This window comes from Vibrio sp. 10N.286.51.C3, assembly GCF_003050065.1.
Lineage (GTDB): Bacteria > Pseudomonadota > Gammaproteobacteria > Enterobacterales > Vibrionaceae > Vibrio > Vibrio crassostreae.
The window spans coordinates 164,169-180,987 of sequence record NZ_PIGC01000007.1; the positions used below are offsets into that span (position 1 = coordinate 164,169).

General features: G+C 45.3%; 11 protein-coding genes. All 11 read left to right on the forward strand.

All coding sequences use genetic code 11. The features are described 5' to 3' along the window. Positions 1-2 precede the first annotated feature (2 nt). The 11 genes from murG to carB all read left to right on the forward strand — a co-directional run bounded on the left by murG (position 3) and on the right by carB (position 16,715). A complete protein-coding gene (murG, locus tag CWO27_RS09800; RefSeq protein WP_048658033.1) occupies positions 3-1,064 on the forward strand; it encodes an undecaprenyldiphospho-muramoylpentapeptide beta-N-acetylglucosaminyltransferase in 1,062 nt (353 codons plus the stop codon). 13 nt (positions 1,065-1,077) lie between these two features. Next, complete coding sequence (gene murC, locus CWO27_RS09805; protein WP_102432159.1) at positions 1,078-2,538, forward strand: UDP-N-acetylmuramate--L-alanine ligase; 1,461 nt, start codon at positions 1,078-1,080, stop codon at positions 2,536-2,538. 278 nt (positions 2,539-2,816) lie between these two features. Then, a complete protein-coding gene (locus tag CWO27_RS09815) occupies positions 2,817-3,509 on the forward strand; it encodes a cell division protein FtsQ/DivIB (RefSeq protein WP_375111984.1) in 693 nt (230 codons plus the stop codon). Next, positions 3,502-4,770 carry a cell division protein FtsA gene (gene ftsA, locus CWO27_RS09820; protein ID WP_010434747.1) on the forward strand — a complete coding sequence of 423 codons (1,269 nt, stop codon included), beginning with the start codon at positions 3,502-3,504 and terminating at the stop codon, positions 4,768-4,770. The genes CWO27_RS09815 and ftsA overlap by 8 nt, the downstream gene beginning before the upstream one ends. Positions 4,771-4,801: 31 nt before the next feature. Then, complete coding sequence (gene ftsZ / locus CWO27_RS09825) at positions 4,802-6,031, forward strand: cell division protein FtsZ (RefSeq protein ID WP_017059291.1); 1,230 nt, start codon at positions 4,802-4,804, stop codon at positions 6,029-6,031. Positions 6,032-6,127: 96 nt separating this feature from the next. After that, positions 6,128-7,045, forward strand: a complete 918-nt coding sequence (gene lpxC, locus CWO27_RS09830) for a UDP-3-O-acyl-N-acetylglucosamine deacetylase (RefSeq protein WP_010434751.1) — start codon at positions 6,128-6,130, stop codon at positions 7,043-7,045. A gap of 388 nt (positions 7,046-7,433) precedes the next feature. Continuing rightward, positions 7,434-10,160, forward strand: coding sequence for a preprotein translocase subunit SecA (gene secA, locus CWO27_RS09835; protein WP_048658034.1), 2,727 nt, complete (start codon positions 7,434-7,436; stop codon positions 10,158-10,160). Between the two features lie 349 nt (positions 10,161-10,509). Next, positions 10,510-10,908, forward strand: coding sequence for an 8-oxo-dGTP diphosphatase MutT (mutT, locus tag CWO27_RS09840; protein WP_017098312.1), 399 nt, complete (start codon positions 10,510-10,512; stop codon positions 10,906-10,908). 92 nt (positions 10,909-11,000) lie between these two features. Next, positions 11,001-11,825 carry a 4-hydroxy-tetrahydrodipicolinate reductase gene (gene dapB, locus CWO27_RS09845; RefSeq protein WP_020628676.1) on the forward strand — a complete coding sequence of 275 codons (825 nt, stop codon included), beginning with the start codon at positions 11,001-11,003 and terminating at the stop codon, positions 11,823-11,825. A 503-nt stretch (positions 11,826-12,328) separates the two neighbouring features. Next, entirely contained in the window at positions 12,329-13,468 is a 1,140-nt protein-coding gene (carA, locus tag CWO27_RS09850; RefSeq protein ID WP_048609692.1) for a glutamine-hydrolyzing carbamoyl-phosphate synthase small subunit, read from the forward strand. A 16-nt stretch (positions 13,469-13,484) separates the two neighbouring features. Continuing rightward, complete coding sequence (gene carB / locus CWO27_RS09855) at positions 13,485-16,715, forward strand: carbamoyl-phosphate synthase large subunit (protein ID WP_019823635.1); 3,231 nt, start codon at positions 13,485-13,487, stop codon at positions 16,713-16,715. Positions 16,716-16,819 lie beyond the last annotated feature (104 nt).

Consider the following 16,819-nt stretch of genomic DNA (forward strand, 5'->3'; position numbering starts at 1 on the left):
TTATGAAACAAAACAAAAAACTTTTAGTGATGGCTGGTGGTACTGGCGGTCACGTTTTTCCAGGGTTAGCGGTAGCCAAAAAGCTTCAGCAACAAGGTTGGGAAATTCGCTGGTTAGGAACAGCAGATAGAATGGAAGCGGATTTAGTGCCAAAGCATGGCATTGAGATCGACTTCATCAAGGTGAAAGGCCTGCGTGGTCAAGGCATTAGCAAGTTAATTAAAGCGCCGTTTCAGATTATTAATGCCATACTTCAAGCAAGACAGCACATTAAAGCTTGGCAGCCTGATGTGGTACTTGGCATGGGTGGTTACGTAAGTGGCCCGGGTGGTATCGCGGCATGGTTGTCCGGCATTCCAGTGGTTCTGCATGAACAAAATGCAGTGGCAGGTTTAACTAACCAGTGGCTGTCTAAGATTGCCAAAAAGGTTTTCCAAGCCTTCCCTGGTGCATTTCCTACTGCAGAAGTAGTGGGTAACCCAGTACGTGAAGATGTGGTTGCCTTAGCTGAACCAGAGCAACGCATAGCAGAGCGTGACGGTGACATCCGTATCTTGGTTATGGGCGGTAGTCAGGGTGCAAAAATCCTCAACGATACCTTGCCAGTGACGATGGCTCAGCTTGGCGAAGGCTTCACAGTGATGCACCAAGCGGGTAAGAACAATCAACAACAAGTGATTGAACAATATAAATCACACTCTGTAGATAATGTTCAAGTGACTGAATTTATTGATGATGTGGCGCAAGCTTATGAGTGGGCAGATCTATTAGTGTGTCGCTCAGGAGCATTAACTGTATCTGAAGTCTCTGCGGCGGGGGTAGGTTCTATCTTCGTTCCGTTTATGCACAAAGACAGACAACAAGCACTGAACGCCGATCACTTGGTTGAGTGTGGCGCAGCGCTAATGATTGAACAGCCTCAACTGACGGCTGATAAGCTAGCGAACACCATCGCCGAGCTTGATAGAAATGAATTAAAAATGATGGCTACAAAAGCGCGTCAAGCTGCCAAGCTTGATGCTGATGTGACCGTCGCTGAAGCGATTAAAGCTTTAGCAAAATAATGAGATTGAATTGATGACGATTGAACATACCCAAGACTTAGCGCAAATCCGTGCAATGGTGCCAGAGATGCGCCGTGTTAAATCTATCCACTTCATTGGTATTGGTGGGGCCGGCATGAGCGGGATCGCTGAAGTCCTGTTGAATGAAGGCTACCAGATCACGGGTTCTGATATTGCTCAAAACCCAGTGACCGATCGTTTAGTTAGCAAGGGTGCGACCGTTTATATCGGTCACCAAGCGAGTAACGTTGCCGACGCAAGTGTGGTGGTGGTTTCAACCGCTATCAACGAAGAAAACCCAGAAATTATTGCAGCTCGTGAAGCGCGCACACCTATCGTTCGCCGTGCCGAAATGCTGGCTGAGCTGATGCGTTTTCGTCACGGCATTGCTGTGGCAGGTACGCACGGTAAGACAACCACGACTGCGCTAGTGACACAGATTTACTCGGAAGCAGGCCTAGATCCAACCTTCGTAAACGGTGGTTTGGTGAAAAGTGCAGGTACTAACGCACGTTTAGGCTCAAGCCGTATTCTTATCGCTGAAGCCGATGAGAGTGATGCGTCATTCTTACATCTGCAACCGATGGTTAGTATCGTGACTAACATTGAAGCGGATCATATGGATACTTATGGCGGTGATTTTGAAACGCTAAAGCAGACGTTTATTGATTTCTTACACAACCTGCCATTCTACGGTCAGGCTGTGATGTGTGTTGATGATCCAGTCGTGCGCGAGCTTATCCCTCAGGTAAGTCGCCAAGTGATTACTTACGGTTTCTCAGAAGATGCGGATATCCGTATTGAGAACTACGTACAAGAAGGTCAACAAGGTAAGTTCACGGTGGTACGTGAAGGCAAAGCGAACTTAGATATTACGTTGAATATTCCAGGTCGCCACAACGCACTGAATGCATCAGCGGCGATTGCGGTTGCAACAGAAGATGACATCTGCGATGAAGCGATTCTAAAAGCGATGGCGGGAACGGAAGGTACTGGTCGTCGTTTCGATCACCTTGGTGAGTACGAAACGGGTAAAGGCGTGGCGATGTTGGTCGATGATTACGGTCATCACCCAACCGAAGTGGATGTGACGATTCAAGCGGCTCGCAGTGGCTGGACTGACAAACGCCTTGTAATGATCTTTCAACCGCACCGTTACAGCCGAACACGCGATCTTTATGATGATTTTGCGAACGTTCTTGAACAGGTTGATGTCCTAATTCTGTTAGATGTTTATTCTGCAGGTGAGAAACCCATTGCAGGGGCTGACGGACGTTCATTAAGTCGAACCATTCGCGGGCGTGGTAAGATAGATCCAATCTTTGTTGCCGATATCAACGCACTGCCATCGGCTTTAGCCAACGTAATTCAAGGCGGTGACCTTGTTTTAACGCAGGGTGCAGGCGATGTTGGTCGAGTGGCGAAGCAGTTGGAATCGTTACAGTTAGACATTAATAAAATGCAGAACGCGTAACAGAATAGCGTCTACATACTGTGGTCGATCGCTCGTTTCTTGCGATTGACCTAAAATTGACCAAAAATCTTATTATCAACGTTTGATAGTTTGATTTTGCTCAGTATAATTCATAGGTTAAAGTAAGTGCTTTTACCTCTATTACGAAGATAGGGAATAGAATTGCGAACCAACGACAGGGAATGCGGGCTTTGGTAGAAAGTACTTTTAGCGAAAACCGCCACCTATTCAGTTTACCGTCGCTCAAGAAACACGCTTTAGGCGGGTCTTTTTTTGTCATGGTATTGCTATTCATTGGGTTTCTTTTCTATACCACACTGACTTGGATGTGGGACGATCAGCGATTGCCTCTCTCCAAAATAGTACTTCAAGGCGACTTAACTTACGTAACCGCTGGTGATGTCCAACATGCCTTTGGCGAGCTAGAGCATATTGGAACATTCATGTCGCAAGACATCGGTGTGTTGCAAGACAGTTTAGAAGCGTTACCTTGGGTTTCAGTGGTCTCCATTCGTAAGCAGTGGCCAGACACAATAAAAGTATTTTTGACTGAGTACCATGCAGCAGCAATCTGGAACGGCAACATGCTGTTGAATGACGATGGTCAGGTGTTTAATGGTGATATCGGCCTGTTGAAGGGCGATAGAGTTAAGCTTTATGGCCCAGAAGGCACCAGCCAAGAAGTGATAGAGAAGTGGCGACAGATAACCCCTTTGATTAACAGTCTAGGGTTAACCGTTACCTCACTCGTTCTCAATGAACGTCGCGCTTGGCAAATAATCCTAGATAACGGTATCCGTTTAGAACTAGGTAAAGATTCTTTAGATGAGCGTGTTGAACGCTTCATTTCGCTTTACAACGAACTTGGTAGTAAAGCGAATCAAGTGAGCTACATCGACCTCAGGTATGATACGGGAGCCGCTGTAGGCTGGTTTCCAGAGCAAGAGTTAGAAGAGAGCACAGATGACTAAGACCGCAGATGACAACATAATCGTTGGTCTTGATATAGGCACTGCGACCATATCAGCTCTGGTTGGTGAAATATTGCCTGATGGTCAAATCAATATCATTGGTTCTGGGCAAAGCCCATCCAGAGGTATGGATAAAGGTGGTGTAAACGACCTAGAGTCGGTAGTTAAGTCGGTTCAGCGAGCTATTGATCAAGCAGAGTTGATGGCGGAATGCCAAATCAGCAATGTATTTATCTCGCTATCGGGTAAACATATCGCAAGCCGAATTGAAAAAGGCATGGGCACTATCTCTGATGAAGAGGTGTCTCAAGACGATATGGATCGAGCGATCCATACCGCGAAATCAATTAAAATTGGTGATGAGCAGAGAATTCTGCACGTGATCCCACAAGAATTTACCATTGATTATCAAGAGGGGATTAAGAACCCACTTGGCTTATCTGGTGTTCGAATGGAAGTCAGTGTTCACCTAATTTCTTGCCATAGCGACATGGCGAGAAACATTATTAAAGCTGTTGAGCGATGTGGTCTCACAGTAGAACAAATCGTGTTTTCAGGACTTGCCTCAAGCAATGCGGTAATTACTGAAGACGAGAGAGAGCTTGGAGTCTGTGTTGTAGATATCGGTGCAGGTACGATGGACATTTCCATTTGGACTGGCGGCGCATTGCGACACACAGAAGTCTTTTCCTACGCAGGAAATGCAGTAACCAGTGATATTGCCTTCGCTTTCGGCACGCCAGTGAGCGATGCTGAAGAGATAAAAGTAAACCATGGTTGCGCTCTGAGTGAACTCGTAAGCAAGGATGACTCTGTTAACGTCCCTAGTGTTGGTGGTCGCCCATCGAGAAGTTTGCAAAGACAAACTTTGTCGGAAGTGATTGAACCACGTTACACTGAACTTATGGGTCTCGTTAACCAAACTATTGATACGGTTCAATTACAGCTACGCGATGAAGGTATTAAACACCACCTTGCAGCTGGCGTCGTTCTCACTGGTGGAGCGGCACAAATTGACGGATTGGTAGAGTGTGCGGAACGTGTTTTCCGCAATCAAGTTCGAGTTGGTAAGCCGTTAGAAGTTAGTGGCTTAACTGACTATGTTAAAGAGCCGTATCATTCTACGGCGGTTGGTTTACTTCATTACGCAAGAGATTGTCAGATCAGTGATGAAGGTGATTACAGCGAACCTAAGCGTTCAGCACCTTCTATGTCTGGTTTATTTGGTAAATTGCGTAATTGGATACAAAAAGAGTTTTAACCTGAGTTGCAGGAAAAAACGGAGATAACACATGTTTGAACCGATGATGGAAATGTCTGACGATGCAGTAATTAAAGTCGTTGGAGTTGGTGGCGGTGGCGGTAACGCTGTTGAGCACATGGTACGTGAATCAATCGAAGGTGTAGAATTCATCAGTGTTAACACTGATGCACAAGCACTTCGTAAAACGAGCGTGAGCAGCGTGATCCAAATTGGTGGTGATATCACTAAAGGTTTGGGCGCTGGTGCAAACCCACAAGTTGGCCGTGATGCAGCTCTCGAAGATCGAGAAAGAATTAAAGAAGTTCTAACTGGCGCCGATATGGTATTTATCGCAGCTGGTATGGGCGGTGGTACTGGTACAGGTGCTGCTCCAGTTATTGCTGAAGTTGCGAAAGAGTTGGGTGTGCTAACGGTTGCTGTTGTAACTAAGCCATTTAGCTTTGAAGGCAAAAAGCGTTTAGCGTTTGCTGAGCAAGGTATTGAAGAGCTTTCTAAGCATGTGGATTCTTTAATTACGATTCCAAATGAGAAGCTACTTAAAGTACTTGGCCGCGGCGTAACTCTGCTAGAAGCTTTCGCAAGTGCAAATGATGTACTTAAAAACGCTGTACAAGGTATCGCTGAGCTAATTACTCGCCCTGGTATGATTAACGTCGATTTCGCGGATGTTCGCACCGTAATGTCTGAGATGGGTCATGCAATGATGGGTAGCGGTATCGCAAAAGGTGAAGACCGTGCTGAAGAAGCTGCTGAAACGGCAATTTCTAGCCCACTACTAGAAGACATCGACCTAGCTGGTGCGCGTGGCGTTCTTGTGAACATCACTGCAGGCCTAGATATGCGTCTAGATGAGTTCGAAACAGTAGGTAATACAGTTAAGGCATTCGCATCTGATAACGCAACAGTTGTGATTGGTACTTCTCTAGACCCTGATATGACGGATGAAATCCGTGTAACTGTTGTTGCAACAGGTATCGGTACAGAGAAAAAACCAGACATTACATTAGTTGCTGGTGGTAAAGCTAAGGTTGCACCAACTCCTCAACCACAGGTAGCGGCTCAAACTGCACCAAAAGTGGAAGAGAAAGTGGCACAGCCATTGCAAGAAAAAACTGAGGTTAAACCTCAAGTTAAGCCGCAGCCAACAACGTCTCCTGTTTCTTCAGGTACAGGCGCTAGCCAAAGTGCAGCACCTAAGGCTGAGAAAGAGAGTGGATACTTAGATATTCCAGCATTCTTACGACGTCAGGCTGATTAACAAATACCCAAAATTTGACTATCGTCGAATTAATGGTAAAATTCGCGGTCGGTAAATACTGACCGTGATTTGTAGCACTGATAACGAGGCAAGCAGATGATCAGACAACGTACTCTGAAAGAAATTGTGAAAACAACTGGTGTGGGTCTCCACTCTGGTCGTAAAGTCACACTTACTCTTCGCCCGGCAGCTGCAAATACAGGCATTGTTTATCGTCGTACAGATGTCAATCCACCTGTAGATTTCCCAGCTGATCCAGCGTCAGTTCGTGACACTATGCTATGTACAGCTCTTGTTAATGACGAAGGCGTACGTATCTCTACAGTGGAACACCTTAACGCAGCTCTAGCGGGTATGGGCATCGACAACATTATTGTTGAAGTAGATGCTCCTGAGATCCCAATTATGGATGGTAGCGCAAGCCCATTCGTATACTTGCTACAGCAAGCGGGTGTAGAAACACTGAATGCAGCGAAGCGTTTTATTCGTATCAAAAAGCCTATCCGTTTTGAAGATGGCGATAAGTGGGCAGAGTTTGTTCCATTTAACGGCTTCCGTATGGACTTTGAGATCGACTTTAACCACCCAGCAATTGAATCTGATGAGCAACGTTTGTTGTTTGATTTCTCTTCACAAGGCTTTGTGAAAGAAATCTCTCGCGCTCGTACTTTCGGCTTCATGCGCGATATTGAGTATCTACAATCTCAAAACCTAGTACTTGGCGGTAGCTTCGATAACGCTATCGTTCTAGACGAATACCGAATTCTTAATGAAGAAGGTCTACGTTTTGACAATGAGTTCGTAACTCACAAAGTACTGGATGCGATTGGTGACCTTTACATGTGTGGACACGCTATTATTGGTGAGTTCCGTGCATACAAATCAGGTCACGGCCTAAACAACCAACTACTACGTGCAGTACTTGCTGACGCAGAAGCTTGGGAATGGGCAACATTCGAAGAAGAAGTAGGCTCTCCTGTTGCATTTGCTGAGCCAGGAATGGTTCTAGCGTAATTGTTGTTTACAACAATATAAGATTTCGAAAACCAGGTCATTGACCTGGTTTTTTTGTATCTATTTTCCAGATACAGTGTCGTCAACATCCGAAAGTTGACTACCAATGGGCTACAGTCTGGCTAATCCGTCAGCAATTAGAAAGAAAAGTTCCAAGCACATCAAACAAATGGGGTTATAAATGGTCGTTGGTGTGAAAATTACTTACACTAAAGGGCATTAATTTTAACTCAAGCCTTGAAAACTCTACTCTCAAGTACAATATCAAAGATACTAGATTTATCTCAGTATCCTTGGTTAGTAACTGAAGACTAGTTCATAGCTAGTAGAGACTGACGGCATTTAAAATAGATCGCGGACGATCTGAGAACGAAGAGATTCCAAGCACATGATTACTAAGCTGCTGACAAAGGTAATTGGCAGTCGCAATGACAGAACACTGCGCCGCCTTAGAAAAATTGTAAAAGAAATTAATAACTACGAACCAACGTTTGAAGCACTTTCAGACGAAGAGCTAAAAGCAAAAACGGTTGAGTTTCGTGAGCGCTTAGATAAAGGTGAATCGCTAGACCAGCTTCTACCGGAAGCATTTGCTACGGTACGTGAAGCGTCTAAGCGTGTTTACGGCATGCGTCACTTTGACGTGCAAATGATTGGCGGCATGGTTCTAAATGCTGGCCAAATTGCAGAAATGCGTACTGGTGAAGGTAAGACTCTTACAGCAACCTTACCAGCTTATCTTAACGCCCTACCTAGCAAAGGTGTTCACGTAGTAACGGTGAACGACTACCTAGCGAAGCGTGATGCGGAAACAAATCGCCCATTATTTGAATTCCTTGGTATGACGGTTGGCGTGAACGTGCCAAACATGGCTCCGCCAGAGAAAAAAGAAGCGTACCAAGCTGACATCCTATACGGAACAAACAACGAGTTTGGTTTCGATTACCTACGTGACAACATGGCTTTCCGTGCTGAAGATCGTGTTCAACGTGAACGCTTCTTCGCTGTTGTCGATGAAGTTGACTCAATCTTAATCGATGAAGCTCGTACTCCACTTATTATCTCTGGCCCAGCTGAAGATAGTTCAGATCTTTACACGCGTATTAACACGTTGATTCCTAACCTTGAGCGCCAAGATAAAGAAGATTCTGAAGAGTACCGTGGTGAAGGCCATTACACCATGGACGAGAAATCGAAGCAGGTTCACCTGACTGAAAACGGTCAAGAATTTGTAGAAGAGCTAATGGTGAAAAACGGTCTGATGGAAGAGGGTGACACGCTTTACTCTCCAACAAATATCAGCCTATTGCACCATGTTAATGCAGCGCTGCGTGCACACGTATTGTTTGAGAAAGACGTCGATTACATCGTTACTGAAGAAGGCGAAGTGGTTATCGTTGATGAACATACTGGTCGTACTATGCCAGGTCGTCGTTGGTCTGAAGGTTTACACCAAGCTGTTGAAGCTAAAGAAGGAGTGAAGATTCAGAATGAAAACCAGACGCTAGCATCGATTACATTCCAGAACTTCTTCCGTCTATACGAAAAACTGTCAGGTATGACAGGTACTGCCGATACTGAAGCTTTCGAATTCCAGTCTATCTACGGCCTAGAAACAGTGGTTATCCCAACCAACAAACCTATGGTGCGTAACGATATGCCAGATGTGGTTTATCGTACTGAAGAAGACAAGTTCAACGCGATCATTGAAGACATCAAAGACCGTGTCGCAGCTGGTCAGCCATCACTGGTTGGTACGGTTTCTATCGAGAAGTCTGAACTACTGTCTAATGCACTGAAAAAAGCAAAAATTAAGCACAGCGTTCTAAATGCTAAGTTCCACGAAATGGAAGCAGAGATCGTTGCACAAGCTGGTATGCCGAGTGCGGTAACTATCGCAACTAACATGGCCGGTCGTGGTACCGATATCGTGTTAGGTGGTAGCTGGCAGGCACAAGTTGAGAAGCTAGAGAATCCAACCAAAGAGCAGATCGAGAAGATCAAAGCTGATTGGAGAGTAATCCACGATAAAGTACTTGAGTCAGGTGGTCTGCACATCATAGGTACTGAACGTCATGAATCTCGCCGTATCGATAACCAGCTACGTGGTCGTTCTGGTCGTCAAGGTGATGCGGGTTCTTCTCGTTTCTACCTATCAATGGAAGATTCTCTGCTACGTATCTTTACATCGGATCGTATGGCTGGTCTTATCCAAAGTGGTATGGACGAAGGCGAAGCGATCGAATCTAAGATGCTTTCTCGCTCAATTGAAAAAGCACAACGTAAAGTTGAAGGTCGTAACTTCGACATCCGTAAGCAGCTTCTTGAGTACGATGATGTAGCCAATGACCAACGTAAAGTGGTTTATGAGCTTCGTGACGAACTGATGAGTTCTGACGACATCAGTGAGATGATCGAACACAACCGTGAAGATGTACTGGCATCAGTCATTGATGAATACATCGCACCTCAGTCTCTTGAAGACATGTGGGATATCGCGGGTCTACAAGATCGTCTGAAGAATGACTTTGATCTAGACTTTGATATTCAAGGTTGGTTAGACGAAGACGACAAGCTTTATGAAGAAGCTTTGCGTGAGCGTATTCTTGGCATGGCGGTTGATTCGTACAAACAGAAAGAAGAAGTGGTTGGTGCTCAAGTACTGCGTAACTTCGAGAAATCTGTGATGCTACAAACGCTAGACGGTCTTTGGAAAGAGCATTTGGCTGCGATGGATCACCTTCGTCAAGGTATCCACCTGCGTGGTTATGCTCAGAAGAACCCGAAACAAGAGTACAAGCGCGAGTCGTTTGAACTGTTTGAAGGCCTACTAGATGTACTAAAAACAGACGTTGTTACCATCCTTTCTAAAGTTCGCGTTCAGCAACAAGAAGAAGTTGAAAAGATGGAAGCTCAACGTCAAGCTCAAGCTGAAGAAGCGGCGCGTCGTGCACAGGCACAACATGCAACGGCTGAAAACCAGCTAGGTGACAATGAAGCTGAAGCGGCATCTCCACAAACGGTAGTACGTGATGAGCGTAAAGTGGGTCGTAACGAGCCATGTCCATGTGGAAGTGGCAAGAAGTACAAGCAGTGTCACGGTAAAATCGCGTAAGTTTAATGAATCGTTGTTGTAGCGCATGATAGCTGCGTTGGTGGTACTCACTTACAGTCGTAAGCTCTGTGCCACCGCCTTGCTCTCAAGCACTACAACTTAGCTTCATAAAACTGATAAATAGAATATAAAGAGTCGCTTAGGCGGCTCTTTTTGTATGTAAATTTCGTGGCTTACTTTGTTACGCAAGGAAGTCGTCATTCCCTATAGCGAGGAACGAGCGTAGTAGGGAATCTCGTTTAGTTAGGCTCACGTTGTTTTATATCCCCAACTCAGTCGTTCCTCCTTCTGGAGGATGACGTATTCAGGGACTATGTGAGTTAAGCGTTTTATTAAGGAACACCAACACATGAAAAGAATCCATATTGTAGCTGGCATTATCTTTAACCAAGATAAGTCACAGGTATTTATCACTAAACGTCCGGACGACAAACACAAGGGCGGTTTTTGGGAGTTCCCTGGTGGCAAGGTTGAAGTGGGCGAAACCATTGAACAAGCTATGACTCGTGAGCTTGATGAAGAGATTGGCATCAAGGTGACAGAACAGTCTCTGTTTGAGCACCTTGAGTTTGATTACACCGATAAGTCGCTTAAGTTCGACTTCATCCTTGTGACTGACTTTGAGGAACAACCTTATGGCAAAGAAGGTCAACAAGGTGAATGGGTAAGCCTAGAATCATTGAATCAATACGCTTTCCCAGAGGCAAATGTGCCAATTTTAGAGCGAGTGATAAAAGAGTTTTCGTAATTGCTAGCCTGAGTTTGAGATTGTTGTTAGTTTAAAGAGATTAATCGATTGAACGTTGCTGCAAGAGATAAGCGGCAACCGTAACCAAAACAATGGAGATATTCGCAGTGGTAAGAATTGCAATTGCAGGAGCAGCGGGCCGCATGGGTCGCAACTTGGTGAAAGCCGCTCATCATAATTCAGAAGCAAGTGTTGGTGCTGGCTCGGAACGTCCAGAGTCATCTTTGGTCGGCGTAGATGTCGGTGAGTTATGCGGTGAAGGTCGTTTTGATGTTGCTCTAGTCGATGACCTGTCTAAAGCCATCGAAGAGTTTGACGTGATCGTCGATTTTACAGCCCCTGTTAGCACATTAGCGAATATTGAACTTTGTAAACGTCACGGTAAAAAACTGATTATCGGTACGACGGGTTTCTCTGAAGAAGAGAAGCAGGTGATTGATGCTGCTTCAAAAGAGATGGCTATCGTAATGGCACCTAACTACAGCGTTGGTGTGAACCTTGTATTTAAGCTGCTAGAGAAGGCCGCTAAAGTGATGGGCGATTACTGTGATGTCGAGATCGTTGAGGCGCACCACCGCCATAAAGTCGATGCACCTTCTGGTACTGCGATTGGTATGGGCGAAGCGATTGCTGGTGCGATGGGCAACGAGCTGAACGATGTAGCTGTATGGTCACGCGAAGGTATTACTGGCGAGCGTACTAAAGATGAGATTGGTTTCGCGACGATTCGTGCCGGTGACATTATTGGTGAACACACCGCTATGTTTGCTGATATCGGTGAGCGAGTGGAAATTACCCATAAAGCCACTGATCGAATGACTTTCGCTAATGGCGCAATCAAGGCTGCAGTCTGGTTAAATGATAAACCAGCCGGCTTTTATACCATGACTGATGTCCTAGGTTTGAATGACCTGTAAATAGATATTTATGCGCTGGCAATTGCCGGCGCTTTCTTTATTTGATACATTTCCCTTCGTAATATCCCTTTTACAAACCTCCCTATAGTTTCTTCTTATCGTCGATTTTCTCTTATTTAACTGTCTTTTTTAATGCTTATAATGTGTTTTTTGTTTTAGGTCTTTAAATTACGATCTTTTCTCTTTGTATTTATCGATTGCGTTTTGTTGCTGATATTTTTATTACTCTATGGTTGGCTAAAATGAGGGGTGAAAATTAGAAAATCGTAATATTCGGCCGAAATGAGCATGAAAGTTGAACTTTTGAAGCTTTGATGGCGTAAATTGAATTAGTCCTTACAAATGTTTAATTTCTTTTGCGTTAAATGTTGACACGTATCACGCACATCACTAAAATACCGCCAATTTGTCTAATTTCCATAAACACGCAGTTTCTGGTGTTGCAGGAAGGTAGATTTGCAAATTAAATCAATTTTAATGCATTTTTATTTCTGGAGGTTGTCTTGAAGAAGTCAGCACTACTCGTCCTAGAAGATGGGACAGTATTTCACGGTGAAGCCATTGGCGCTGTAGGTTCTGCAGTTGGTGAAGTCGTTTTTAATACCTCGATGACGGGGTACCAAGAAATCCTCACTGATCCTTCCTATTCTCAACAAATCGTTACCCTTACTTACCCTCACATTGGCAATACCGGAACCAATTCCGAAGACGAAGAATCCTCTTCAATCCACGCTCAAGGCCTTGTGATTCGCGATCTCCCTCTAATCGCTTCTAACTTCCGTAATGAACAATCCCTTTCTGATTACCTTAAGTCGCAAAACGTTGTTGGTATCGCTGATATCGATACTCGTAAACTGACGCGTATACTTCGTGAAAAAGGCGCTCAGAACGGTTGTATCGTAGCGGGTAACAATTTAGACGAAGCTTTGGCTCTAGCTAAAGCAAAAGAATTTCCTGGCCTGAAAGGTATGGACCTTGCGAAAGAAGTTACAACAAAAGAAGCGTATCAATGGAAACAAGGTTCGTGGACGCTTACGGGTGGACTTCCTGAAGCGAAAGCAGACTCTGAATTGCCATACCACGTTGTTGCTTATGACTTCGGTGCAAAACGAAACATCCTACGAATGCTTGTTGACCGCGGCTGCCGCCTAACGGTTGTTCCTGCTGAAACTTCTGCTGAAGAAGTACTAGCTCTGAACCCAGACGGTGTTTTCCTTTCAAATGGCCCTGGTGACCCAGAACCATGTACTTACGCAATTGAAGCGACAAAAGTGTTCCTAGAAAAAGGCTTACCAATCTTCGGTATTTGTCTAGGTCACCAGATTCTTGCTCTTGCGTCAGGCGCTAAGACAGTGAAGATGAAGTTTGGTCACCACGGTGCAAACCACCCGGTTAAAGATTTAGATCGTGATGTTGTGATGATTACTTCGCAAAACCACGGCTTTGCTGCTGACGAAGAAACCCTTCCAGAGACACTACGTGCAACGCACAAATCACTATTTGATGGTTCTCTACAAGGTATTCACCGTACAGACAAACCAGCATTCAGCTTCCAAGGTCACCCTGAAGCAAGCCCAGGTCCAGAAGACGCAGCGCCGTTATTCGACCACTTTATTGAACTAATCAAACAGCACACAGCGTAATTCGGAGTAGTAGACAATGCCAAAACGTACTGACATTAAAAGTATTCTTATTCTAGGTGCTGGCCCGATCGTTATCGGCCAAGCATGTGAGTTCGATTACTCTGGTGCTCAAGCTTGTAAAGCGCTTCGCGAAGAAGGTTACCGAGTTATTCTTGTAAACTCGAACCCAGCGACAATCATGACTGACCCAGATATGGCCGATGCAACTTACATCGAACCTATCCAATGGGAAGTTGTGCGTAATATCATCGCTAAAGAGAAGCCTGATGCAGTTCTACCTACTATGGGTGGCCAAACTGCATTGAACTGTGCTCTAGACCTAGAAAAGCACGGTGTTCTTGAAGAGTTCGGTGTTGAAATGATTGGTGCAACGGCTGACGCTATCGATAAAGCAGAAGACCGTTCACGCTTCGATAAAGCAATGAAAGCAATTGGCCTTGAGTGTCCAACTGCTGATACAGCGAAAACGATGGAAGAAGCTTACAAAGTTTTAGACATGGTTGGCTTCCCTTGTATCATTCGTCCATCGTTCACGATGGGTGGTACTGGTGGCGGTATCGCTTACAACAAAGAAGAATTTGAAGAAATCTGTCGTCGTGGTTTGGACCTATCTCCAACTAATGAACTTCTTATCGATGAATCACTTATCGGTTGGAAAGAGTACGAGATGGAAGTGGTTCGTGACAAAAACGACAACTGCATCATCGTATGTGCGATTGAAAACTTCGACCCAATGGGTATTCACACAGGTGACTCAATCACTGTGGCTCCAGCTCAAACGCTGACAGATAAAGAATACCAACTAATGCGTAACGCATCTCTAGCAGTATTGCGTGAGATTGGTGTTGAAACAGGTGGTTCAAACGTACAGTTTGGTATCAACCCGAAAGATGGCCGTATGGTTATCATCGAGATGAACCCACGTGTATCTCGCTCTTCAGCACTAGCTTCTAAAGCAACAGGTTTCCCAATCGCTAAGATTGCAGCGAAACTGGCTGTTGGCTTCACGCTAGACGAGCTAATGAATGACATCACTGGCGGCGCAACGCCAGCATCATTCGAACCAACAATCGACTACGTAGTAACTAAGATTCCTCGTTTTAACTTCGAGAAATTTGCAGGTGCTAACGACCGTCTAACGACGCAAATGAAGTCTGTTGGTGAAGTTATGGCTATCGGCCGTAACCAACAAGAATCTCTACAAAAAGCACTTCGCGGCCTAGAAGTTGGCGCGACTGGTTTTGACGAAATGGTAGACCTAGATGCACCAGATGCTCTAACGACTATCCGTCACGAACTGAAAGAAGCTGGCGCAGAGCGTATTTGGTACATCGCTGACGCATTCCGTGCTGGTATGTCGGTAGATGGTGTATTCAACCTAACGCAAATCGACCGTTGGTTCCTAGTTCAAATCGAAGACATCGTTAAGCTAGAGCAAGAACTTAAAGCGAAAGGCTTTGCTGGTCTGAACAAAGACGAGCTAAACAAGCTTAAGCGTAAAGGTTTTGCTGATGCGCGCCTATCTAAGATTCTAGGTGTAGCGGAAAGCGAAATCCGTCGTCTGCGTGACCAGTACGATATCCACCCAGTGTACAAGCGTGTAGATACATGTGCGGCTGAGTTCTCTTCTGATACAGCTTACATGTACTCTTCTTACGATGACGAGTGTGAAGCGAACCCAACAGACAAAGACAAGATCATGATTCTAGGCGGCGGTCCAAACCGTATCGGCCAAGGTATTGAATTTGACTACTGTTGTGTACATGCATCACTAGCACTACGTGAAGATGGTTACGAAACTATCATGGTTAACTGTAACCCTGAGACAGTTTCTACAGACTACGATACATCTGACCGTCTGTACTTCGAACCAGTAACTCTGGAAGACGTACTAGCAATCGCACGTGTAGAGAAGCCAAAAGGCGTTATCGTTCAGTACGGTGGTCAAACACCACTTAAACTGGCTCGTGCTCTTGAAGCTGCTGGTGTACCAATCATCGGTACTAGCCCAGACGCAATCGACCGTGCAGAAGACCGTGAGCGTTTCCAAGTTGCTGTAGACCGCCTAGGCCTACTTCAGCCAGAGAACGCGACAGTAACAACGATGGAGCAAGCGGTTGAGAAATCTCGCGAAATCGGCTTCCCACTGGTTGTACGTCCTTCTTACGTACTTGGTGGTCGTGCGATGGAAATCGTATACGACGAGCAAGATCTACGTCGCTACTTCAACGAAGCAGTTAGCGTATCAAACGAATCTCCAGTACTACTTGATAGCTTCCTAGACGACGCTGTTGAAGTCGACGTTGATGCGATTTGTGACGGTGAACGCGTTGTTATAGGCGGTATCATGGAGCATATCGAGCAAGCGGGTGTTCACTCAGGTGACTCAGCATGTTCTCTTCCTGCATACACGCTAAGCCAAGAAATCCAAGACGTAATGCGCGAGCAAGTTGAAAAGCTAGCGTTTGAGTTGGGTGTTCGTGGTCTGATGAACACGCAGTTTGCTGTTAAGAACAATGAAGTGTACCTAATCGAGGTTAACCCTCGTGCAGCACGTACGGTTCCATTCGTATCTAAAGCAACTGGCGCGCCAATCGCTAAGATTGCAGCTCGTGTAATGGCAGGTCAATCTCTAGAGTCTCAAGGCTTTACGAAAGAAATCATCCCACCTTACTATTCAGTGAAAGAAGTTGTACTTCCATTCAACAAGTTCCCTGGTGTTGACCCACTGTTAGGCCCAGAAATGCGCTCTACTGGTGAAGTTATGGGTGTTGGCGCGACATTCGCAGAAGCATACTCTAAAGCTGAATTGGGTTGTGGTCACATCTACCCTGAAGGCGGTCGTGCATTGCTTTCTGTTCGCGAAGGCGACAAAGAGCGTGTTGTTGACCTAGCATCTAAGCTATCTAAGCTTGGTTACCAGCTAGACGCAACTCACGGTACTGCGGTTATCCTTGGTGAAGCGGGTATCAACCCACGTTTAGTAAACAAGGTACACGAAGGTCGTCCTCACATTCTTGACCGTATCAAGAATAACGAGTACACGTATATCGTGAACACTGCAGCTGGCCGTCAAGCGATTGAAGACTCTAAAGTTCTTCGTCGTGGAGCACTTGCTGAGAAAGTGAACTACACGACTACGCTAAACGCTGCATTCGCGACTTGTATGGCGCACACTGCAGACGCGAAAACTTCAGTAACTTCAGTTCAAGAGCTACACGCTCAGGTTAAAGCTTCTCAAGCTTAATAGCCTAAAGTGTATCGCTGTTAAGCGGATATGAATGCTCAAAGCCCACTCTTCGGAGTGGGCTTTTTTATGTCTGTTAGATAGCATGAGTTAAATGATGAAAA